Genomic DNA, 22,068 nt, shown 5'->3' on the forward strand with positions numbered 1-22,068 from the left:
GCGAGAGGGCAAGCCCGCCTTTAGTGCGCCCGGCGCAGGTAAGGCCGCGTGCCGACCGGCACTTCGGTGATCCCGACCGGCTGGTAGAAGATCGCCACTTCCGGCAACCGGTTCTCTTCCAGCGCCTCGCGCGTCGGCTGGTGCGTCACAACGAACGCATTGACACCACAGCGGCGCATCAGTGGGATCTGGTCCTGTAACACGTCACCAACGGCGCGAATTTCGCCCTCATAGCCATAGCGCTCCGCCAGCAACCGCGCCGTCGAATAGCCCCGCCCATCGGTAAACGCCGGGAACTTGATCGCGATCGAGGAGAACCGGCCCAGATCGCCCTGCACCGTCTCGACATTGTCGCCCGGCGACACCAGCAAACCGAGCGGCGCCTGGTTATCCAGAAACGCCTCGCGATTGGCCAGGAACACCAGCAGCGGCACGTGCTTGTAGCGCGCGGACGCAGCCTCGTCGCTGTCCTCCCAGGCATGGAAGGGATCGGCGATAAAGGCGCCATCCTTGAAAAGCGTGAACTTGGCAGCGTTCATCGGCGAGGCAATCGCTCCGTTGAAATCGAAGTGGATGCCGCACTCTTTCTTGTTGAGGCCGCGCCACCGTCCGGCGCGCGGATCTTCCCCCTCGGCAACCACCGAGGTGCAAGGCGCGCAGCCGATTGATTTATAGCCCATAGAGAACAGCGGATGCTCGGGCAAGCCGTGATCGATCTTGTACTGGTTGACATCGGCATCGCTGAAATAGGCCAACGGATTGACCTTGATCCGATCGTCGCTGGTCAATTCGAAATGCGGCAGCACGCCGCGCTCCTTGGTCTGGAAGCGCTTGCGTCCGGTCACCCAGCCGCCGAACTGCTCGGTAATCGGCTCCAGCGGCTCCGTCTTGCGAATATGGCAGCAGCTATCGGGATCGGTTTCCCACAGCTCGCCCGTCGGATCGAAGCGCTTGATGTCCGTCGGATCGGGATGGATGGCGATCACATTCATCAGCCCGAGCTGCTTCTTGAGCGTCTCCACATAAGCCAGCGTCTCGGGAAAATGCTTGCCGGTTTCGAGGAAATACACCGGCAGGCTCGGATCGACCTGCGCCACCAGGTGCAGCAACACCGCCGAGTCGGCCCCAAACGACGACACGATCGCCAGATCCCCCGGCAGGATTTCATGGGCCGCCTGCCGCAGCACGGCAACCGCGTCCATCTCATCGAACATGCCGTTGAGCGCCAGAATGCCCAGCGAGCGCAGCTTGTCGGGTTTGCGTTCTGAATGGAGCATATTAAGCGTTGCCATAGAGGGCCTCCTTGAACGGCGCCTCACCCAGCCGCCGATAGGCGGCGATGAAGCTCTCGTCGGCGCTCATGCGGCGCGCAATATAAGTATCCACCAGTGTCTCGATGGCGTCAGGCACCTGCTCGGCTTCAAAGCCGGGGCCGATGATTTTGCCGATCGAAGCGTTCTCGGTGGCGTCGCCGCCCAGAGTGATCTGGTACAGCTCGCCGCCCTTCTTCTCGACACCCAGAATGCCAATATGGGCCACATGGTGGTGGCCGCAGGCATTGATGCAGCCGGAAATCTTGATCTTGAGATCGCCGATGTCCTTCTGCCGCTCTGGCGCAGCGAATTTGCGCCCGATTTCCTGCGCGATAGGGATCGAGCGCGCCGTCGCCAGCGCACAAAAATCCATCCCGGGGCAGCAGATGATATCGGTGATCAGCCCGGCATTGCCTTCGGCCAGCCCAGCAGCCACCAGCCCATCATAAACCACGCGCAGATCGCTGATCGCCACATGCGGCAGCACCAGGTTCTGCTCATGGCTGACGCGCAGTTCGTCAAACGCATAACGCTCGGCGATATCGGCCACGGCGTCCATTTGCGCATCCGTAGCGTCGCCCGGCGCGCCGCCAATCGGCTTCAGCGAAATCGTCACCGAGGCATAGCCCGGCTGGCGATGCGAATTGATGTTGTTGTCGAGCCAGCGCCCATAGGCCGGATCGATGATCGACTCATACGCCACGTCGATCTTGGTCGCCGTCCCGGTCTTGAATTCCGGCGGCGCGAAATAGGCGGTGATGCGATCCACTTCGTCCTGCGGCAGCGTCAACACGCCCCCGCGCACTTCGGCGAACTCCGCCTCCACCTGGCCCTTGATGGTCTCCAGGCCCTCTTCATGCACCAGGATCTTGATGCGCGCCTTGTACTTATTGTCCCGGCGGCCATAGCGGTTGTACACGCGCATGATGCTTTCGAGATAAGCCAGCAGGTGCTCATTGGGCACAAAACTGTTGATCAGCTTGGCAATCATCGGCGTGCGGCCGAGACCACCGCCAACCCAGACTTCCCAGCCGATTTCGCCGGCCCCATTGGTGGCCGCCTGCAAGCCGATATCGTGGAAACGAATAGCCGCCCGGTCGTTCGGCGCGCCCGTCATGGCAATCTTGAACTTGCGCGGCAGATAGGTGAATTCGGGATGCAGGCTCGACCACTGCCGGATGATCTCGGCGATAGGGCGTGGATCGATGATCTCGTCGGCAGCGGCTCCGGCAAACTGATCCGCCGTCGTATTGCGAATGCAATTGCCCGAGGTCTGGATGGCGTGCATTTCAACCGAGGCGAGTTCGCTCAGGATCGCCGGCACGTCGCGCAGCTTGGGCCAGTTGAACTGGATGTTCTGGCGCGTGGTAAAGTGGCCATAGCCGCGATCATAGGTCCGCGCGATATGGGCAAACTTGCGCATCTGCCGGCCATTGAGCGTGCCATAGGGCACCGCGATGCGCAGCATATAGGCGTGCAATTGCAGATAGAGCCCGTTCATCAGCCGCAGCGGCCGGAACTGGTCTTCGCTCAATTCGCCCGACAGACGGCGCGCCACCTGATCGGCAAACTGCGCCGTGCGGCCTTCTACGAAAGCCGCGTCGAATTCGTCATATCGATACATGACCGTCCTCATCCAGATGCTGGCGGCCGAAAGTCTCGCCGTTCCATGCGATTGTCGTTGGCCCGGCGGCCCGGATGCGCTCGCGCATGCGCTTGGGAATCAAGTGCCCGTTGAGGTCCTCGACCTCTTCGATTTCTACCCCGACGATACGCCCGGTCGCCTTGGAGGCAGCAATTGCTGCGTCCCGCGCCTCGGTCTCGTCCTTGCCGAACAGTCGCGCCGCCTGCAGGCTGTCCTGCCACTCGCCGTGTTTGTCGAGATATACCGCCGCGCCCGAAGTCAGCTCATTGGCTGCTAGTATTTCCATGCTCATGCCACCTTGAAGCCCTGCGCTGCGATCGCGGCATTGTCTGCCCAATCGCCAGCCGCAACGGCTTCGCCTACGAAAATGATTGCCGGCCCCTCGGCCAGCTCCAGCGCGCCGGCCGACAGTGCGCCCAGCGTGCTGCGATAGAATGACTTATTGGCGCGCCCGGCATTCACCACCACGCCTACCGGCAGGCCTGCCGAAGCGCCCTGCCCGATCAGCCGGCCCGCCACTTCAGGCGCAATCGACTTGCCCATGTAGAGCGCCAGCGTCAGGCCAGACTGCGCTAGAGAGGCCCAATGGGCCAGGTCGCTGTCATCGGCGCCATGCGCCGTCGCCATCACGAACCCGCTCGAAACCTTGCGCAGCGTCACCGGTGTCGCCGTATCGGCCGCCGCCGCCAAAGCCGCGCTCACGCCCGGCACGATCTGGTAGCCGATACCGGCCTTGCGCAGCGCCGCGATTTCCTCGCCCGCGCGCCCAAAGATCATCGGATCGCCCGACTTCAGCCGCGCCACCTTCTTGCCCTCACGCGCCAGCCGCACGATCAGCGTATTGATCTGCGCCTGGCTAAACGAATGATGCCCCTTGGCCTTGCCGACATCGATCTGCTCGGCATCCCGACGACCCATCTGGACCACCGCCGACGGCACCAACTGATCGTGCACGATCACATCGGCTTCCTGCAGCAGCCGCTGCGCCCGCAGCGTCAGCAAATCCTCGGAACCCGGACCAGCCCCGATCAGCCAAACCACGCCCTGCCCGGTCTGGCCTGCAGCATGCCGCTCCAGCAAAGCTGAAGCCGCAGCCTCGCCGCCGCCATGCAGTTCCGCCGCCTCGATTTCGGGCGAAGTCACCAACGCTTCGTAGAACCGCCGGCGCGCCGCACCTTCATGAATCAGGCTCTCGACTTTTTGACGTAACCCACCGGCGAGCCTGGCGATTTCGCCGATCCTTGGCGACAGCATCGCCTCGATCCGCGCCCGCACCAGCCGCGCCAGCACCGGCGCATCGCCTTCGGTCGAAATCGCCACCGTCAGCGGCGCCCGATCGATAATGGATGGCGTATAGAAATCGCATTCGGCCGGCACATCGACCACATTGAGCGGAATGTTCCGCGCCCGCGCAGCGACCTTGGCGGCCTCCGCATCGGCGCTGTCCTCGGCCACGAAAACCAGCGCCGCATTATCGAGATCTGACGCAACAAACCCGCGCTGCAAAACCTCGACCACGAACGCCGAAAAATCGATCTCAATGTGCTGGGAAATAATCACGACCTTAGCGGTCGTCTTAGTCACCAATCGGACTTTGTTGAGGGCCTCTTCACCACCGCCGATGATGACGATGCGTTTGCCCTGAACTTTGTAGCTCAACGGAAATGTGTTGAGGTCGCCCATTGGATTCCTGTCAGTGAGAGCCGGAAACTACAGCAAATGCGGACTTCACAGCAAGGCATTGAAATTCAATCGCTTTTATATTTCCCGCTGAGGCGCGCCCGTAGAACGCCGCGCGGGACTTGTTGGCAAACCCGCTAAAAGAATCTTTGCCGGGCCGGAGAGAAGAAAATTCTACTTCGCTTAAGGAGCAAATCCCTCAGTCGACACCCTCCCCCTTTGCGGGGAGGGATCAAGGGTGGGGGGATGTTTGGCCCGGTCCCAACATCGTGGCTCCGAACACCCCCACCCAACCTCCCCGTCGAGGGGGAGGAGCCGCATCGAGTTTATGAAGCGCTCAGCGCTTCATCATATTAGCCCTGCCGCGTCGGCACATGCAGCACCAACCCATCAAGCACATCCTTGATCTTGATCTGGCACCCCAGCCGACTCGTCGGCTTCACATCAAACGCAAAATCCAACATGTCTTCTTCCATGTTCGACGGCGGCCCGACGACTTCGGTCCAGGCATCATCCACGTAAACATGGCACGTCGCGCAGGTACACGCCCCGCCGCATTCCCCGATAATGCCGGGCACGCCATTGATCACCGCGGTCTCCATCACGGTCGAACCGTTCTGCGCCTCGGTCTCGATGCGCTCGCCATCGGGCTCGACGAAAGTCACTTTAGCCATGTCAAAATCCTATAGAGGCGCTCAAGCGTCGAGCAGCCGTTCGAGATGGTGATAGTCGATTCCGAAGAACGCTTTTGTGGCGGCAATCTTGTCGGCGACGGTTTTCGCGTCGGCGGGCTTGTTCTGCTTCTCCGCAACGATCAGCACATTCTTGGGCGTATGCGCATCGGAGATGAATTCGAAGACTTTGGTCTTGTAGCCATGCTGTTCCAGCAGCATCGCACGCAGCCCATCCGTTACCATTTCCGCCTGCCGCTCCATGAACGTGCCATGGCGCAACAAGAAATCCAGCATGCTGGCTGGTTGCGGGTGCGATTCCATCTGGCGGCGGATCTGTTTGTGGCAGCAAGGGGCAACTGTGATGAGAGACGCCCCTGAACTTATCCCCTTGAAGATGGCGTCGTCAGTGGCCGTGTCGCAGGCGTGCAATGCAATGACCGCATCGGCGCCGCTGGCGTCATAGTCGATGATCGAACCCTGCTCGAAACGAAGCCCATCGAATCCCGATTGGCGAGCGATGTCGTTGCACAGCTCGACCAGTTCTGCCCGATACTCGACACCCACCATTTCAACCGGCCGTTTGGCCACGTTGACCAGGTAGTCATAGAGCGCAAACGTCAGATATCCCTTGCCCGCGCCCATATCGACGATCCTGGGAACATCCCCCGGGATGGCCTGAATCAGCGGCGCAAAGATTTCGACCATCTTGTTGATCTGTCGGAACTTATCCTGGCTGCCATTGAGCACGTTGCCATCGGCACCTGTGATCTTGAGCGCATGCAGATACGGCTTCTTGCCCGCGTCGATCATGCGGTTCTTGGCCCGGTCATGGTCGCCCGACGGCGCTTCGCGTCCCGCCACGTCCGTGCGCTTCAGCCGAACCTTATCCCCGTTCCGCTCGAAGCTCATATCGAACCCCGTCGTCGCCAATTGCGCACTGCGGAACTCCGCTGTCAGCGCCGTCCGCAAAGCCCCGATCGCCTCCGGCTGGATCAGGTTCTTGATGATATCGCGCGTCTTGTAGTGGAAGGTGAAGCTGAACTTATCCCCGCCCTTGACCACGATCTTCTTGACGTCGATCGACTTCAAATCGACCTCGCCCCCGTGGTAACCAGCAAGCTTCAACTTCACTAACGCATTGTTAGCAAAGGAGTTTTTGACTTCGCCCAGAAATTCTTCGGTGCGTTCGGAGGAACTCAATGCCGTTCCTTGGTGGTCATAAACCGCAATTTTGGAAAGTCCTGCTTAGCCCGATCGGCCCACCAAGCGTTCTGCGCCAGGAACACCGGAGCCCCAGTACGGTCCTCGGCTATGTTCGTTTTCTGCACAGCGATAAACTTCTTCAGCTCTTCCGGATCGTCACTCTCGATCCAGCGCGCCACCTCGAAATTGAGGCTCTCGAAGGTGATCGGCACGCCATATTCCTTGGCGATGCGGGCGCCCAGCACTTCAAGCTGCAACGGCCCCACGACACCCACGATCCAGTCCGATCCCAGCACGCGGCGGAACACCTGCGCCACGCCCTCTTCCGCGAGGTCACTCAAGGCCTTAGCCATCTGCTTGGTCTTCATATGATCGGTCAGGCGCACACGGCGGATGATTTCCGGCGCGAAGTTCGGAATGCCCGTCACATTGATATTGGCGCCCTCGGTCAGCGTATCGCCAACGCTCAGCGTGCCATGGTTCGGAATGCCGACGATATCGCCCGCCACCGCCTGCTCCGCCAGCTCACGATCATGCCCAAAAAAGAACATAGGATTGGACACGGCCATGTCCTTGCCCGACCGCACATTCTTCAGCCGCATCCCGCGCACGAACGTGCCCGAACATAGCCGCACGAACGCAATCCGGTCCCGGTGATTGGCGTCCATATTCGCCTGCACCTTGAACACAAACCCGCTGACCTTGCTGTCATCTGGTTGAATCGGCTCAGGAATTGCCGGCTGTGGGCGCGGCTCCGGCCCCCACTCACCCAGCGTCCGCAACAGTTCCGCCACGCCAATCCCCTTAAGCGCCGACCCAAACAGCACCGGGCTCAAATGCCCTTCGTGAAAGGTTTTCAGGTCGAACGCCGGCAGCATCGCCGTCGCCATTTCCAGCGTCTCAATCGCCGTCATGAATACGGCATTATCGACCAAGCTCTCATTATCGAGCAGGTCTTCGATGGCATTGTACTCCGCAATCGGCTTCCCCTGCGGGCTGACGACGCGCTTTTCTTGCAGGTCCAAATAGCCGCCGAAATCGACGCCCTGCCCGATCGGCCACAGCACCGGCGTCAGGTCGAGCGCCAGCTTGCTCTGGATTTCGTCGATCAGGTCGAGCGGCGCCAAGCCCTCGCGGTCCACCTTGTTGATGAAGGTGATGATCGGAATGTCGCGCAGGCGGCAAACCTCAAACAGCTTAAGTGTCTGGGATTCAATGCCCTTTGCCGCGTCGATCACCATGATGGCGGCGTCTACTGCAGTCAGCGTGCGATAGGTGTCCTCGGAAAAGTCCGAGTGGCCTGGCGTATCGAGCAGGTTCATGGTGAGCCCGTCGAACTCGAACGTCATCACCGACGAAGTGATGGAAATCCCGCGCTGCTGCTCGATTTCCATCCAGTCCGAACGGGTCGAACGCGCCCCGGCCTTGCCGCGCACCGCGCCGGCCTGCTGGATCGCCCCGGCAGCCGACAGCAGCCGTTCCGTCAGCGTGGTCTTGCCGGCGTCCGGGTGCGAAATGATGGCGAAGGTCCGGCGCGTGCGGAACGCTTCGACGATGGGCCGGGCTTTGACCTCGGCGGCGGTTGACATGGTCATGGGTACTGCTGAACTGTTGCGGCCGCAGCATTGGCGGCAAGTTGCGCGCTATATAGGCGCTGGCGCGGACAGGGTCAAATTGCAGGAGCAGCTCATTGAGCGAAACGCACCGCGCCACGGCGATCATCCCGACCAGCGACCTTGATGCCAGTCAGGCCTTCTACGAGCTTCTCGGGTTTACGTTGGCCAGCGACTACGGCGACTATCGAATCCTGACCGATGGGCGAGGTTGGGATCTTCACCTACGGCAACAGGCCAACTGGCCGCCCACGCCTGAGGACAATCCGTTCGGCCTCTATCTATATGTGGACGATGTCGACGCTGTCGCGGCCAGGGTGCGCGATCGCATCATCGAGAAAGGCGCGCCACACCTCAAGCCTTGGGGAACCTACGAGTTCGCCGTCAGTGATCCCAGCGGGACGCTGGTCCGGGTCGGTCGCGCGGCGAAGAGCTAGATCGGCTCGTTGCTCAGCATTTCCGCAACGAACGCGCTAACCTCTTCCACCGCTACGCCAATGTCATCAATCTGCTCGGGGCTGAGCGGCCGACCGGCTTTGAGCTCGGTCTCGGCGGCGCGGGCCAATTCGGCGATGGACCAGGCGCCAACGCCGCTGGCGGCGCCTTTGAGCGAGTGCAGGTTCAACGCCAGATCATCGAAGGTGCTCGATTGCTGCAGCCGCGCAAAATACGTCTTGGCAGTGGTGTCGAACAGCCGCAGGATTTCATGCTCGAGACCGGCATCACCCAGGCATTGGCGCGCCAGATGAACCAGGTCGATCGGGCGCGCTGGACGTCGGGAAATGTCGGCGCCCGGATTTTCGGCGGAGACTGCGTTCTGGGCCATCCAGCATCACCTCGTTCACGCGGCCAGCTTCCGGCTGTGGAAAATTCCGCATGCCACAACCCTAGAAGAGGCGGGTGAACAGGTCATTAAGCCACACGTTCGCCTTTGTTAGCCCGTTTGGTGCGCCGAGTTTCCCACTCAAAAAATTAACCTTTGGGTAAGAAAGCATTCGGTTTGGTTCAAATTGAATGTATTACTGGCAATTAACCAGCGCGCGGCGGCGGAGGGTTGGGGAGACGGTTGGATGCCTTTGCATCAAATTGTCTCCAAATGGCGAGCGGTCCGAAAAGGGCTGTGGCGTCATTACAACTCATCATAGCTGCACAGTCGCTGCCGAGCCGACGCGAGAGTTGTAAAGAGTATGGCGAATAACCCCACCCCAGCAAACGATCCCGCCGCCTTGGCATTCTCAGCGGTTGAGGATGCCCTCAAGGAATCGGTTTTCGGTCTGGATGCACCGGCGCCCAAGGAAACTGCTTCCGAACGACGCCTGAGCGATTCGTCATCGACCTCAACGACCGCTGCGCCGTCACCCGGCCGCTCTGAACGCCTGCGCGCTGCCGATAAGATCGCCAGTCAGGCCGGCAATATCGCCAATGACGACCGCTTCCCGACGTCCAAAATTCTCTATGGCCTGCAGAGCAAGTCGTCCAACGCGCCGACCGTGATCGCGCTGGTGCTGTCGATCATCTGGCTGGTGGCCACCGGGGCCGCCGCCTATATCCGCTATGGCACCCAGCTGAACAATTTGGGCAGCTTTGTCGGCACCCTCGATTTCATCAGCATGGTCGCCATTCTGGTGCTGCCAGTTCTCGGCTTTTTCGCCGTCGCAACCCTGTTCCGCCGTGCCGCCGACCTGCGCAATGCCGCCTCATCGATCACTCAGGCGGCGATCCGGCTGGCCGAGCCCGAAGTCACCGCTGCCGACAAGGTCGCCTCGGTGGGCCAGGCCGTTCGCCGCGAGGTCAACGCGCTGGGCGACGGGCTGGAACGCGCCCTGTCGCGTGCCGGCGAGCTCGAAGTGATGATCCACAACGAGGTCACCGCGCTCGAACGCACCTATTCCGACAACGAATCACGCATGCGCGCCCTGATCTCCGAACTGGCCAGCCAGCGCGAAAGCGTTTTGACTAATACCGAGCGGGTCCGCGAAGCCATCACTGAAAGCCATACCGGCCTGGTGTTCGACCTCGACATGATCAGCCAGCGCATTGCCGGCACCATCGTGGAAAGCGGCGGCAACCTCACCAAGGCGCTGGAAACCGCCGGCAACACGCTGACCAATGCCTTCGGCGATCGCACCGAAGGCTTCGTCACGCTGGTGGATAACCGCACCGGTGAATTCCTGTCGGCCATCGACGATAGCGCCGGCCGCCTGGCGCTGACCTTCGAAGACCATTCCTCCACCATGTCGCGTGACTTTGAAACGCGCACCATCGAATTGTCCTCGACCATCGACAACCGCATGACGGCGCTTACCGATGCGCTCGATAGCCGGTCCACCACCCTCTCGGGCGCCATCGAAGAGCGCACCAATGCGCTGTCGAGCGTGCTGACCGAAGGCGGCTCGACGCTGCTAGAACAGCTCCGCGACCGCGGCGAGCAGGTGAGCACCGCGCTCGATCTGGTCGGCTCGCGCATTGCCGAGAATATCGGCCTGCGTTCGAACGAAGCCGAGTCGATGCTGACCTCGCTGACGCGCCAGCTCGATGAGAGCGTCTCCATCCAGCTCAACTCGCTCGATAGCCGCCTGCAATCGGCGCTGATCGAAATCAACGGCGCGTTGGACGATACGTCCGAGCGCGCCCGCATCACCCTCAGCTCGGCCGGTGCCGACTCGTTGGGCCAGTTCGACGCCCGGCTGACTGAAATCGCAGGCATTCTCGACTCGCGCCTGCAGACGCTGGATGGCGTTATCGGCGACAAGGGCGACAACCTGATCGAGCGTCTCGACGCGCAGGGCTCAAGCTTTGCCGCCCGCGCCAATGTGCTGGAAATGGCGCTGGACGAACAATCGGGTCGCTTCAACGACCTCATCACCCAGCACACGGCTGGGATTGCCGCAACGATGGAAAGCGGCAGCCGAACCGTCAACAATGCGTTGGACAGCCGCACCAAAGCTCTCGACGACACCCTGGAAAGCCGCACCCAGATTCTCAGCGAAACCCTGGAAGGCCGCACGGCAGCGCTCAGCGCAGCCCTCGAGGGTCGCACGGCCACCTTCGGCGATACGCTGGAAGGCCGTACCGCTACCCTCAGCGAAGCGCTGGAAAGCCGCACCAGGCAGCTCAACGACGCACTGGAAGGCCGCACCAAGGCCATCCATGACACGCTTGAGGGCCATTCGCGCGAAATCACCGACTCGCTGCTCGGCCATGCCGACCTCATCACCGAGGCCATGGACGGCCGCACGCAGCGACTCGACGAGTTGTTGACAACGCGCGCTGGCGAAATCAATTCCGCGCTCGACACCCGCACGCAGGAACTGAACGAGACCCTGTCTGGCCGCAGCCAGGAGATGAGCGAAGCCATCCGGCTGCGCTCGCAGGAGCTGGGCGAAACCCTCGCGGGTAGCACGTCGGCATTCGACCAGGCCATTTCGGGTCGTACGCAGCGTCTGGCCGACACCTTGGCCGAGCGCACCACTGAACTCTCGACGCAGATCGACGAGCGCGCCGGCCTGCTCACCAGCCAGTTGGATGAACGCGGCGCAGCCCTGACCAGCGCGCTGGACGGCGGCACGCAAAAGCTAGCCAGCGCGGTGGGCACTCGCACCCAGCAGCTTGCAGACGCCTTGGGCGCCCGCACCCAGCAGCTGTCCGATACCCTGGCGACCCACACCACCTCGATCGGCGAGACCATCGGCCTGCGCACCAGCGAGCTGGCCGACACCCTCATTCACCAGAGCGAAGACGCCCGCGCCAAGATCGACGGCTCGATGCGCACCGCAACCGACACCATGACCGATCGCGTCTCGTCCATGTCGGAGATGATCGCCCTCAAGGTTGCCGAAGTGAACGACAATCTGGGCCAGGGCATCGACACAGCGGTCAAGCGCATTTCCGATGCCGAAGCCGGCGTCACCGCCCGCATCGACCATGCCAGCCAGACCGTCAGCAATAGCGCCCGCAAGGCCGCCGACCTGATCGAAAGCAACGTCAACTCGGCCCGCAAGACCATTACCGATCTGGTCGATCAGCGCCTGGGCACCCTGCCCGAGGCCATCACCGCCCGCGCCGATATCACCGCTGAGCGCCTCTCGGCCCTCAATGCCTCGATCAATACCTCGATCACCCAGTCGATGGCCGATCTCGAAGCCGGCGCCGACCGGATCGAGGAAACCATCTCCACCCGCATCACGCTGGCGACAGAGGCCATCTCCAACGACGTCACCAGCACTGCCAACCGCATGGACCTGGCTGTCCGCTCGGCGCTCGACCAGATCCGGGTCGCCGCGACCGATATCGACCAGCTCGTTTCGGTCCGTGCCGTCGGCGCCGTCGATACTATCAGCCAGCGCCTGGCCGATGTGAATCGCTCCGTCGATCAGCAGACCAATGCCTTCGCGGCGCTGGTCAGCGAAAAATCCGAGCAGTTGCAGAATGCCCTGCACGGCCATGGCAACCTGCTGCGCGACGCTCTGGGCGAGAATGCCCGCGAAGCCGAAGCCATCATGTCGGTCTCGACCTCGCGCATCCTCACCGACGTCACCGCCGCTCTGGGCAAGCTGAACGACAGCAACCTGCTGCTGCAGCGCGTGCTCGATGCCTCGACCGCGAACCTGGCGAACCTGGAATCCACCGTCGCCCAACAGACCTCGACCTATTCGTCGACCGTCCGCGAGGCCATCGGCCAGACCGAACAGGCCGGCGCCATGGTCAGCCAGCACGTCGGCGCCCTGCAGGCCACCATCCGCTCGATGGTCGGCGAATTCTCCAGCGTTCTGGGCAAGCTCGATGCCGAAGCCGTCAACATGCAGCAAGCCTCGGACTCGCTGGCCAATACCAGCGGCGTGGCTCTGGAAACCCTCGAAGACCGCCGCGGCGCCATGGATGCCTTGGCCTCCAGCTTCGCCTCGCGCGCCGACGACATTGATGGCCGCATGCGCCTGTTTGCGCAATCGATCGCCGATACGGTCAACGATACCGAACGCCGCCTGATCGGCGCCCGCCGCGCCATGGACGATGCCTTGCAGGCCACGACCCATACGGTGACCAACGCGCTCACCACCACGACGGCGGCCGTCAATGAAGCGCTGACCACCACCTCGGTCAACATCACCGACGTGCTGACTTCGACCACGTCGAGCGTCAACGACGCGATGTATTCGACCAGCGAGCGCTTCACCACGACGCTCAACGCTAATTCGGCACAGGTCGATGGCGCCCTGCTCCGCGCCAGCGATGCCGCTGCCGCCGCGCTCAGCCAGACCACTAACGTCGTCAAGAACGCACTCTCCGACAATGCCGGCCAGGTCAGCTCGCTGCTCTCCGACAATGCCTCGCGGGTCAACGCGGCGCTCAGCAGCAATGCCGCCCGCGTGGACGAGACCCTCAACCAGACCAGCGCGCGCATCGACGATACGCTCAGCCACACCAGCGAGCGGGTCAGCGAAGTGCTGGCCATCACCACCGGCAACGTCAACGACGTCCTCAACTCGACCACCGGCACGCTGGCCGATGCAATCAGCGAAAGCTCGGCCAACGTGCGCAATACCGTGGCCTCCCATACTGGCCAGTTGCGCCAGGCGCTGGACCAGACCACCGGCACGTTCCGCCAGGCCATGGACCAGACCACCGAGGAAGTGGCCGCCCGTCTCGGCGATTTCCGCGACACTGCCGACACCCAGGGCCAGCGCGCCAATGCTGCCCTGCGCCAAGCCCAGCAGACCATGATCGCCGAAATGCAGAAGGCCATCGAGGAAGCCACCGTGCGCTTCAACGATACCGCCAAGGCCATGCGCGACACCGCCAAGGAAGTGGGCAGCGAACTCGAAGCCACCCGTTCCGAGCTACAGCGCGGCGTCAGCGAACTGCCAGAGGAAACCCGTGCCAGCGCCGCCGCCATGCGCCGCGTCGTGGCCGAGCAGATCGAGGCCCTGAGCGAACTCAACGCCATCGTGCGGGCCCAGCCGGCAACGCGCGACCTTAACGACCGCCGCCCACCGGCCCCGAGCCGTCCGGAACCCCGCGCCGAGGCCCCCTATCAGGCTCCGCGCCAGGTCGAGACCTATCGCCCAGAGCCTCAGCGGCAGGAGCCGGCTCGCCAGGAGGCAGTCCGTCAGGAACCCGTGCGCCAGGAGCCTGTCCGTCAGGAGGCGGCCATCCAGGACGTGCTGCGTCCGACCCCGCAGCGCCAGGAACCGGCTCGCCCGGACACCTATCGTCCCGAACCCCAGCGCCAGGCACCGCCACAGCGCGAGCCCGAGCCCCAGCCCGTGGCTGCGGAAGCCGCATCGGCAGCGCCGTCGGCCAATGACGGCGGCTGGCTGCGCGACGTGTTGCGCAATGCCACCGCCAAACAGGCCAGCGCCCAGCCGCAGCAGCAGGGCCTCTCCGGCCTGACCGATGAGATTGCCCGCTCCATCGACGACGCGGCCCTTGCCGATGCCTGGACCCGCTACCAGGCCGGCGAATCCAACGTGTTCTCGCGCCGCATCTATTCGCTGACCGGCCAGGGCACCTATGATGAAGTGCGAAAGAAGTTCCAGCGCGACGCCGACTTCGCCCGCACCGCCAACGCCTATATGTCCGAGTTCGAGCAGCTTCTGAAACGCGCCGCCGCCGGCCCCCGCGCCGCCGCCGAAACCCACGAATACCTGCTCTCCGACCGCGGCAAGGTCTACACCACCCTGGCCCATGCCAGCGGCCGCCTGAACTAAGCTTTTTGAGGCAACGTCGCCAAAACGGCCCCGGGAAACCGGGGCCGTTTTGGTTTGTGGGGGGTTTTAGGGCCTGAAAGAGCGTGCTTCAACTGACGGGATGAACCTGCTGAGCAGTCGTCACCCTCCCCCTTGCGGGCAGGGATCAAGGGTGGGGGAATGTTTAGCCACGATCCAAAATCGTAGCTCCGAGCACCCCCACCCTGCCTCCCCCGTCAAAGGGGGAGGAGCCGCTCCACTCTTTCGGGGCAAATCCAGATCAACCCATCGGCAGAACACTCGAAAGAGGCCTGTGCAAGAAGACCGTCGAGCGGTGACAGCGTGGTAGCGGCCATCTAGGCTCATTGTCAGTAGACCGAGGGCCCACCATGCGATCCTACCTGCGCCAGCGCGTCGTCGGTGAAGCGGCGCATGTGGATTTTGCGGAGCTGTTCTTCGACCTGGTGTTCGTGTTCGCGGTCACCCAGGTGTCCCACACCCTGCTGGCGCATTTGAGCTGGCAGGGCGCGATCCAGGCGGCCATCGTGCTATTCGCCATGTGGTGGGTCTGGATCTACACCGCCTGGGCCACCAATTGGCTCGATCCGACGCGCCCCGTGGTCCGGCTGATGCTGTTCGTGCTGATGCTTGCGGGACTGGTGTTTTCCACCTCCATCCCCGAGGCCTTCGGCGAACGCGGCCTGCCGTTTGCACTCGCCTATGTGTTCATGCAAGTGGGCCGCTGCCTGTTCACCGCCTGGGCGATGCGGCGCGACACGCCCGACAACGCGGTCAATTTCCTGCGCATCAGTTCATGGCAGGCGTTTGGCGGCGTATTCTGGATTGGCGGCGCCTTCCTGCCGCAAGACCAGCGCATGGTGGTCTGGGCCATCGCCGTAATCGTCGAATACGCTTCCCCGGCGCTTGCCTTCTGGACACCCTGGCTGGGCAAGACGGCCCTCAACGCGCTCGATGTCGAAGGCGGCCACATGGCCGAACGGGCCGGCCTGTTCATCATCATCGCGCTGGGCGAATCGATCCTGGTCACTGGCGCTACCTTCGGTGAGGCCCATTTCGATGGACTGACCGTGACGGCGTTCATCGTGGCCTTTATCGGCTCGGTGGCGATGTGGTGGATTTATTTCAACAACAGCGCCGAGCACCACACCGTGCCCGACCACATGGATGCCGAGACGGTCAAGCGCAGCAGCGACCTGGCGCGCAATGCCTACACCTATTTCCACACCATCATCGTCGCCGGCATCATCGTCTCCGCCGTGGGGGACGAACTGGTGCTGGCCCATCCGACCGGGCACCATGCCGACCTTGGCACGGTGCTGACCATTGTGGGCGGCCCCCTGCTCTATCTGTGCGGCACCAGCCTGTTCCAGGGCACGGTGCGCCGGCGATGGCCAGTCTCCACCGGTGTAGCAATCGTATTGCTGATCGGATTGTGCCTGATCGGCGGCAACGTCGAACCACTGCCGCTGGCGGCGATAACGGCGCTGGTACTAGTGGGCCTTGGCGCGTGGGATACGATTTTGCGCGAACGCCGCGCAAACGCGCACGCCTAGTTGACGCTCAGAGCATCCTTCTTGGGCGCCACCATGGCCTTGGACAACCAGATACACAGTGCGCCCACGGCAGCGAAAGCCGCCGCGACGAAATAGCCGTGCGGCCCCAAGGCGCCGACGATCCAGCCGAAGCCCACCAGGGCGATGACCGACATGGCCTGCTGCGCCACCACGAAATAGCTCTGCGTTTCGGCAGCGATGTCCTCGCTGGTCCAGTTGGCGATGAAGTGCACCCCACCCAGATAGCCCAGCGCAAAGGTGACGCCGTGCAGCATCTGCAACGGAATCAGCAGCCAGACCGGCGGCGAAAACGCCATCGCCACCCAGCGCAACACGGTGACGCCCGCCGAGATCAACAGCACCGTTCGCGCCGACACCCTTCCACCAAAGAACCGCCACGCGAACATCATTGCGGCTTCGGAAAACGCCCCCAGCGCGATCAGTGGGCCGATAATGTCCTCCGAAATCCCCTGCTGCTTCCACAGCAAGGCGGCGAAGGCGTTGAGAATCCAGTGGGTGCCATAAATGATAGAGAATCCCGCCAGCGGCAGCAGGAACCAGGGCTTGAGCACTTCGCGCAGCTTGCTCGCTACCGGCCGGGCCGCGCCGATAGTGGCCTCGTTCACCGGAGCGCGGAATTTGGGCAGGAACAGCGCCACGGCGGCACGCAGCAGCACCAGGCCGATGAACAGCGGCACGAAAATATCGGAGCCGAACCAAACCACCAGGAACCCCGTCCCGGCATTGAGCAGCATATAGCCCACGGTGCCCCAGGCGCGAATCGTGCCGAAATCGGTGCCGTTGCGGCGGGTCATGCGCATGGTGGCGGCATCCATCACTGGGCCGATGGCTCCGGGCGGCAGCGAGGCCAGCGTCCAAACCAGCAGGATGCCCCAGAATTCGTTGACCCAGAGCAGCCCGATGGGAATGATGCCGGCGATCAGCGCGCCGATGACGATCACCTGCCGCCAGTCGCTGGCCCGGTCGGCGATGCGGCCCACCACCAGGTTGAGCGCTATGATCAGAAAAATCGGCAACGCATTGATGATGCCGGTCTGTTCGGGATTGATGCCCTTCTCTGCCAACCATATCGGCAGGAACACCACCGACGCGCCACCGGCCATGAAATAGGTAAAGTAAAAGGCGGTCGTGCGCAGTTCGGGGGAAACGCGGGGAGCCACCTCGGTCAAAGCCATGCTGAAGAATAACTCGGTTGCATGCGGCCCGCGCTCGAGCGGCGGCAAGTCAGAGAACGGTCAATATCGACCAGCCATATCGATTTCATAGGGCCAGTCAATGCGCATCCTTGGCGGGGCGCAGGCGCAGCGACACCAGCACGCAGGCCACCGCCAAAGCGCCCGCAATCGAGGAGGCGAGATACGCATGCGTGCCAAAGTGGGTAATGAGCAGACCAAATCCCATCAGCGCGATGACAGAGACACCCTGCTGCAGCACATTGGCAAATCCCTGCGCCTCCGCTGCGATTTCCTCGCGCGTCCAGTTGGCGATAAAATGCACGACGCCGAAATAGCCGACCCCGAAGGTCAGCGCGTGCAGCGTCTGGATGACGAACAGCACCGGCACGGGTGGGCTGAACGCCATGATGGCATAGCGCACGATTGCCGCAATGGCCGCCAACAGGATCATATTGCGAGCGCTGAACCGGCCACCAATGCGCCGCCAGACAAACATCATCACCGCTTCCGCGGCGGCCGAAATGGCCAGCAACGGGCCGATATAGTAATCGGGCACGCCATCGACGTGCCAGAGCAGGGCCGAAAACGTCCCGATAATGGCGTGGCTGGAATTGACCAGGGCAAACGCCAGCAGCGGCAGCACGAACCAAGGCTTGAGCACCTCGCGCAGTCGGCTAGCACCGGGACGCGCATTTACGGCGGCCAGGGTCGCGGCCTGCGGCGGAGCCCGGAACCGCGGCAATTGCAAAGCGGTCAGGGCGCGGGACAGCGCCATCGCAAAGAACAGCGGCACGAAGGCATGCGGGCCGAAAACGGTGGCGACCACGCCCGTGCCGGCAGCGCCGACCACATAACCCACCGTGCCCCAGGCGCGAACAGCGCCGAAATCGGTGCCGTTGCGCTGGGTCAACCGCACTGTGGCCGCATCGATGACCGGCGGAATAGCCCCGGCCGACATGGTGCAGAAGGCCCAGACCAAAAGGATGCCCCAGAACTCGTTGACGAAGAACAGGCCAATGGGAAAGGCCGCGCCCAGCAACGACAGGATGAGGATGACCGTGCGCCAGTCGCCGGCCTTGTCGGCCAGGCGCCCGATGAACAGGTTGAGAAGCAGCAGGCCAAATACCGGCACGGCGCTGATGACACCGATCTGGTCGGGATGAATGCCCTTCAGCGTCAGCCAGATGCCCAGATAAACCGAGGCGACGGCGCCAGTGCCGAAGACCGTGAAGTGAAAGACCGACGCGCGGAATTCGGGGCTCGCCCAGCGCGCCAATGCAGCCGACATAAAAATGAACTCCGGGCGAAATAACCACCCGGTTCGTTTCCTGCCGCCAACCGTCCCGCCGCGCAAGGGCGGATCGGCCACAGGAGCGACGATTTCAGCCGGCAGTGGCCAATTGTGAAATCATCTGCCCCAGCGGCACTAGTGCGCCGAGGAACTGGGCGGCACTGGCCGAATAGGTAAAGCTCTCGCCCAGCCGGCGCGCGGCATGCCGCGACAGGGTCAGCGCCCGGCTGACCGCAGCGCCGAGGTCCACATCCAGCGCGCCGGCCTCAGAATCGGTGACGATGTCCTTGGGACCCGTGACCGGATAGGCCGCGACCGGCACGCCCGAGGCCAGCGCCTCGATCAGCACATTGCCAAAGGTGTCGGTACGGCTGGGAAACACGAACACATCGGCGCTGCGATAAAGCGCCGCTAGTTCTTCGCCGAACTGATAACCAAGGAACACCGCGTCGGGATAATCGCGCTCCAGCGCTGCACGATCCGGTCCGTCACCAACCACGATCTTGGTGCCCTCCACATTCAACCGCAAAAAGTCCTCAACCGATTTCTCGGCGGCCACCCGGCCCACATAGAGCAGGTGCGGCCCCGGCAGATCGAGGAAGCGCGATTTTGGCCCCGGCGAGAAACGCGCCGAATCGACCCCGCGCGACCACAGCACCAGATTGCCCAGCCCCCGCTCGGACAATTCGGCCAGCAGCGACGGCGTCGGCACCATTGTGCTCGTGGCCGGCTGGTGGAACCAGCGGAAGTAACCGTAACTCCAATCAGGATGTACCGGCATGCGGGCGGCCAGATACTCGGGAAACCGCGTATGGAAGCTCGTGGTGAAGGCCAGGCCCCGATCGAGGCAATATTGCCGCGCCTGCAGCCCCAGCGGGCCTTCGGTAGCGATATGGATATGGTGCGGCGCGACCCCGTCGATGAAGGCACCCACGCTGCTCTGCGTCGCCAGCGATAGCCTTATTTCGGGATAGGTCGGCACCGGCAGGGTCCAGAACCGCTCCGGCGTCAGATATCGCACCTCGATATCGCGCCGCTCAAGTTCTCGCCCGAGCGATTCGAGCGTGCGAACCACGCCGTTGGTCTGGGGCCGCCACGCATCGGTAACGATCAGGACGCGGCGCGCCGCAGCCTGAATTTGCGCGGCTCTCCGGCCGCCATCTCGGTCCATTTGACCAGTTCGAACTGGCCATCCGGGGTTTCCACGATCGCTGTGCACGATTCCACCCAGTCACCCGTATTGATGTAGTGGATACCTAACCTGTCGTGCATGTCGGCAAAATGAATGTGGCCGCAAATAACGCCATCGACCCCCGAAACCTTGGCCTCGTGCACCAAAGCCTCCTCGAAACGGCCGATAATACTGACGGCGTTCTTCACCTTCTGCTTGGCCCAGGCCGACAGCGACCAATATTGTAGCCCCAGCCGCCGCCGCGTCCAGTTGATAGCGATATTGACGCGCAGGGCGAAATTGTAGGCCCAGTCACCCACATGGGCGAGCCACTTGGCGTTCATCACCACCACGTCGAACTGGTCGCCATGGATGACCAGATACGTCTTGCCCAGCGCCGTGGTGTGGATGGTACGGTCGACGATTTCGACCTCGCCGAAATAGGTGCCGAGATATTCGCGCAGGAATTCATCATGATTGCCAGGCAGATAGACCACACGCGTGCCGGCCAGCGCCTTGTCGAGTAGCAGTTGCACCAGCACATTGTATTCGCTGGGCCAGTGCCACGACTTGGCCAGCCGCCAGCCGTCCAGAATGTCGCCGACCAGATAAATGGTATCGGCATCGTGGGCGCGCAGAAACGCGATCAACTGACCGACGCGGATCGGGCGCATGCCCAGATGCACATCTGAAATGAATATCGCGCGCACGCGGCGCGTTTCCCGGCCTTCGATCGTCAAGCGCGCTGTCTCCTGCTGCCCCCCGCGACCAGCGCGGACGGCTATCTTATCCGCCACGCACGCAAGAAGGAACAGGCAGCGTGAAAGACCCGGAACGCGGGTGATTCACAAGGCGAGGATCGTTTGGTCAGGACCGAATCGGCATCAATGCAATCGCGATTTCAGCGCCACGATGCGGTTGTAGCTTTCCTCGATGCGAGCCGCGAAGGCGGGGTCCTTGCCGGCCTCGTCGACCAGGATAGCCAATATCTCCTTGTCGAGCCCCGCGTGATAGGCGGCGGTATTGGAGAACAGCAGCACATCGGTGCCGGCGCGGACGGCGCGGGTGACCGTGTCGTGCAAATCGAAAAGCTTGCGGATGGCGCCCATTTCCAGATCATCGCTGATGACGACACCCTTGAAGCCGAGTTCGTCGCGCAACACACCGGTGATCCATTGCGGCGACAGCGAAGCCGGCAGCTTCTGGTCGGTGCCGGAATAGTCGGCATGGTAGAGATGGCCAACCATGATCATGTCCTCGTAGCCATCGGCGATCAGCCCGCGATAGGGATCAAGCTCGGCCTTGCTCCAGGTGCCGGTGATATCTACGAACCCCGCATGGCTATCGGCCGTGGACGAACCGTGGCCGGGGAAGTGCTTGAGCGACGTCAGCAGCCCCGCCTTGTGATGGGCATTGATAAAGGCCTGGTCGTATTGCGTCACCACCGCAGGATCGGGGCTGAACGAGCGCCCGAACTTGGCGATGACCTGATTGTTCGGATTGACGTTGACGTCGGCGACTGGCCCGAAATTGACGGTGAACCCCAGCGCCGCGATATCCTGCGCCATGCTGGAATAGATCGCTTCGGCCTTCTGCGGTGAATAGCCGGAGGCGACGGTCGCGGCACTGGGAATTTCGAGGAAACCGACATCGCGCGTCAACCGTTCGACTGCGCCACCCTCCTGGTCGAGGGTGATAAACGGCGGCAATTCCGGCGAGGCGGCCTTGAACGCGCTGTTCATTGCTTTGACGGCATCGAGGCTTTTCACATTGGTCTTGAGATACATGACGCCGCCCAGGCGCCCGGCCGCGATTTCGTCACGCAGGGCCTTCACCGAGGCATCGTCCGCGTCATCACCCTGAAAGCCGATCACGATCATCTGCCCAGCCATCTGCTCGAGCGTTGCCGCATTGGCGGAAACGAGCGGCGTGGCCAAAAGAGCCAGCGCCAGCAGCAGCCTGGTCGAAAGTGTGCGCAAGAGGAAGATCCCGGTAACGAATCGCTGCTGGCACGATGATGGG

16 protein-coding genes are annotated in these 22,068 nt (G+C 62.6%); 3 read left to right on the forward strand and 13 right to left on the reverse strand.

All coding sequences use genetic code 11. The annotated features are described in order from the left end of the window. Positions 1 to 20: 20 nt before the first annotated feature. The 7 genes from JWP26_RS18325 to JWP26_RS18355 all read right to left on the reverse strand — a co-directional run bounded on the left by JWP26_RS18325 (position 21) and on the right by JWP26_RS18355 (position 8,110). Positions 21 to 1,292, reverse strand: a complete 1,272-nt coding sequence (locus JWP26_RS18325) for a phosphoadenylyl-sulfate reductase (RefSeq protein ID WP_299731109.1) — start codon at positions 1,290 to 1,292, stop codon at positions 21 to 23. Continuing rightward, positions 1,279 to 2,937 (reverse strand): nitrite/sulfite reductase, encoded by a 1,659-nt coding sequence (locus JWP26_RS18330; RefSeq protein WP_299731113.1) that lies wholly within the window; start codon positions 2,935 to 2,937, stop codon positions 1,279 to 1,281. The genes JWP26_RS18325 and JWP26_RS18330 overlap by 14 nt, the downstream gene beginning before the upstream one ends. Continuing rightward, positions 2,924 to 3,244 carry a DUF2849 domain-containing protein gene (locus JWP26_RS18335; RefSeq protein ID WP_299731116.1) on the reverse strand — a complete coding sequence of 107 codons (321 nt, stop codon included), beginning with the start codon at positions 3,242 to 3,244 and terminating at the stop codon, positions 2,924 to 2,926. Before JWP26_RS18335 ends, JWP26_RS18330 begins: the two co-directional genes overlap by 14 nt. 2 nt (positions 3,245 to 3,246) lie before the next feature. Continuing rightward, positions 3,247 to 4,641 carry a siroheme synthase CysG gene (gene cysG / locus JWP26_RS18340; RefSeq protein ID WP_299731119.1) on the reverse strand — a complete coding sequence of 465 codons (1,395 nt, stop codon included), beginning with the start codon at positions 4,639 to 4,641 and terminating at the stop codon, positions 3,247 to 3,249. A gap of 350 nt (positions 4,642 to 4,991) precedes the next feature. Next, the gene (locus JWP26_RS18345; RefSeq protein ID WP_299731122.1) at positions 4,992 to 5,312 is read right to left on the reverse strand and encodes a 2Fe-2S iron-sulfur cluster-binding protein; all 321 of its coding nucleotides are present in this window, start codon (positions 5,310 to 5,312) and stop codon (positions 4,992 to 4,994) included. A gap of 21 nt (positions 5,313 to 5,333) precedes the next feature. Continuing rightward, on the reverse strand, positions 5,334 to 6,512 hold the full coding sequence (locus JWP26_RS18350) for an SAM-dependent methyltransferase (RefSeq protein ID WP_299731125.1): 1,179 nt from the start codon (positions 6,510 to 6,512) through the stop codon (positions 5,334 to 5,336). Next, positions 6,509 to 8,110 (reverse strand): peptide chain release factor 3, encoded by a 1,602-nt coding sequence (locus tag JWP26_RS18355; protein ID WP_299731128.1) that lies wholly within the window; start codon positions 8,108 to 8,110, stop codon positions 6,509 to 6,511. Before JWP26_RS18355 ends, JWP26_RS18350 begins: the two co-directional genes overlap by 4 nt. Positions 8,111 to 8,205: 95 nt before the next feature. On the opposite strand from JWP26_RS18355, the gene JWP26_RS18360 reads away from it, so the two are divergent. Next, complete coding sequence (locus JWP26_RS18360; protein WP_299731131.1) at positions 8,206 to 8,565, forward strand: VOC family protein; 360 nt, start codon at positions 8,206 to 8,208, stop codon at positions 8,563 to 8,565. Here JWP26_RS18360 and JWP26_RS18365 read toward each other — a convergent pair. Next, positions 8,562 to 8,954, reverse strand: coding sequence for an Hpt domain-containing protein (locus tag JWP26_RS18365; protein WP_299731134.1), 393 nt, complete (start codon positions 8,952 to 8,954; stop codon positions 8,562 to 8,564). The genes JWP26_RS18360 and JWP26_RS18365 overlap by 4 nt on opposite strands. A gap of 400 nt (positions 8,955 to 9,354) precedes the next feature. Between JWP26_RS18365 and JWP26_RS18370 the strand changes: the two genes are divergently transcribed. Further along, a complete protein-coding gene (locus JWP26_RS18370) occupies positions 9,355 to 14,835 on the forward strand; it encodes a hypothetical protein (RefSeq protein WP_299731137.1) in 5,481 nt (1,826 codons plus the stop codon). 368 nt (positions 14,836 to 15,203) lie between these two features. Beyond that, entirely contained in the window at positions 15,204 to 16,388 is a 1,185-nt protein-coding gene (locus tag JWP26_RS18375) for a low temperature requirement protein A (RefSeq protein ID WP_299731140.1), read from the forward strand. On the opposite strand, the gene JWP26_RS18380 is transcribed toward JWP26_RS18375, so the two are convergent. The 5 genes from JWP26_RS18380 to JWP26_RS18400 form a co-directional block, all read right to left on the reverse strand. Further along, positions 16,385 to 17,584 carry an MFS transporter gene (locus JWP26_RS18380; protein WP_299731142.1) on the reverse strand — a complete coding sequence of 400 codons (1,200 nt, stop codon included), beginning with the start codon at positions 17,582 to 17,584 and terminating at the stop codon, positions 16,385 to 16,387. The two genes, JWP26_RS18375 and JWP26_RS18380, sit on opposite strands and share 4 nt — an antisense overlap. Before the next feature lie 97 nt (positions 17,585 to 17,681). Further along, on the reverse strand, positions 17,682 to 18,872 hold the full coding sequence (locus JWP26_RS18385; RefSeq protein WP_299731145.1) for an MFS transporter: 1,191 nt from the start codon (positions 18,870 to 18,872) through the stop codon (positions 17,682 to 17,684). 94 nt (positions 18,873 to 18,966) lie between these two features. Then, entirely contained in the window at positions 18,967 to 20,046 is a 1,080-nt protein-coding gene (locus JWP26_RS18390) for a glycosyltransferase family 1 protein (protein WP_299731148.1), read from the reverse strand. Beyond that, positions 19,986 to 20,780 (reverse strand): UDP-2,3-diacylglucosamine diphosphatase, encoded by a 795-nt coding sequence (locus JWP26_RS18395; protein WP_299731234.1) that lies wholly within the window; start codon positions 20,778 to 20,780, stop codon positions 19,986 to 19,988. Before JWP26_RS18395 ends, JWP26_RS18390 begins: the two co-directional genes overlap by 61 nt. A 150-nt stretch (positions 20,781 to 20,930) precedes the next feature. Continuing rightward, complete coding sequence (locus JWP26_RS18400; protein ID WP_299731151.1) at positions 20,931 to 22,025, reverse strand: glycoside hydrolase family 3 N-terminal domain-containing protein; 1,095 nt, start codon at positions 22,023 to 22,025, stop codon at positions 20,931 to 20,933. Positions 22,026 to 22,068 lie beyond the last annotated feature (43 nt).

The sequence above is a fragment of the Devosia sp. genome (assembly GCF_028290435.1).
Classification (GTDB): Bacteria; Pseudomonadota; Alphaproteobacteria; order Rhizobiales; family Devosiaceae; genus Devosia.

Coding starts and splice junctions, on each gene's coding strand:
- JWP26_RS18390 (WP_299731148.1), bottom strand. CDS start 20,046: ATGGACCGAGATGGCGGCCGGAGAGCCGCGCAAATTCAGGCTGCGGCG.
- JWP26_RS18330 (WP_299731113.1), bottom strand. CDS start 2,937: ATGTATCGATATGACGAATTCGACGCGGCTTTCGTAGAAGGCCGCACG.
- cysG (WP_299731119.1), bottom strand. CDS start 4,641: ATGGGCGACCTCAACACATTTCCGTTGAGCTACAAAGTTCAGGGCAAA.
- JWP26_RS18365 (WP_299731134.1), bottom strand. CDS start 8,954: ATGGCCCAGAACGCAGTCTCCGCCGAAAATCCGGGCGCCGACATTTCC.
- JWP26_RS18375 (WP_299731140.1), top strand. CDS start 15,204: ATGCGATCCTACCTGCGCCAGCGCGTCGTCGGTGAAGCGGCGCATGTG.
- JWP26_RS18335 (WP_299731116.1), bottom strand. CDS start 3,244: ATGGAAATACTAGCAGCCAATGAGCTGACTTCGGGCGCGGCGGTATAT.
- JWP26_RS18345 (WP_299731122.1), bottom strand. CDS start 5,312: ATGGCTAAAGTGACTTTCGTCGAGCCCGATGGCGAGCGCATCGAGACC.
- JWP26_RS18385 (WP_299731145.1), bottom strand. CDS start 18,872: ATGTCGGCTGCATTGGCGCGCTGGGCGAGCCCCGAATTCCGCGCGTCG.
- JWP26_RS18325 (WP_299731109.1), bottom strand. CDS start 1,292: ATGGCAACGCTTAATATGCTCCATTCAGAACGCAAACCCGACAAGCTG.
- JWP26_RS18380 (WP_299731142.1), bottom strand. CDS start 17,584: ATGGCTTTGACCGAGGTGGCTCCCCGCGTTTCCCCCGAACTGCGCACG.
- JWP26_RS18355 (WP_299731128.1), bottom strand. CDS start 8,110: ATGACCATGTCAACCGCCGCCGAGGTCAAAGCCCGGCCCATCGTCGAA.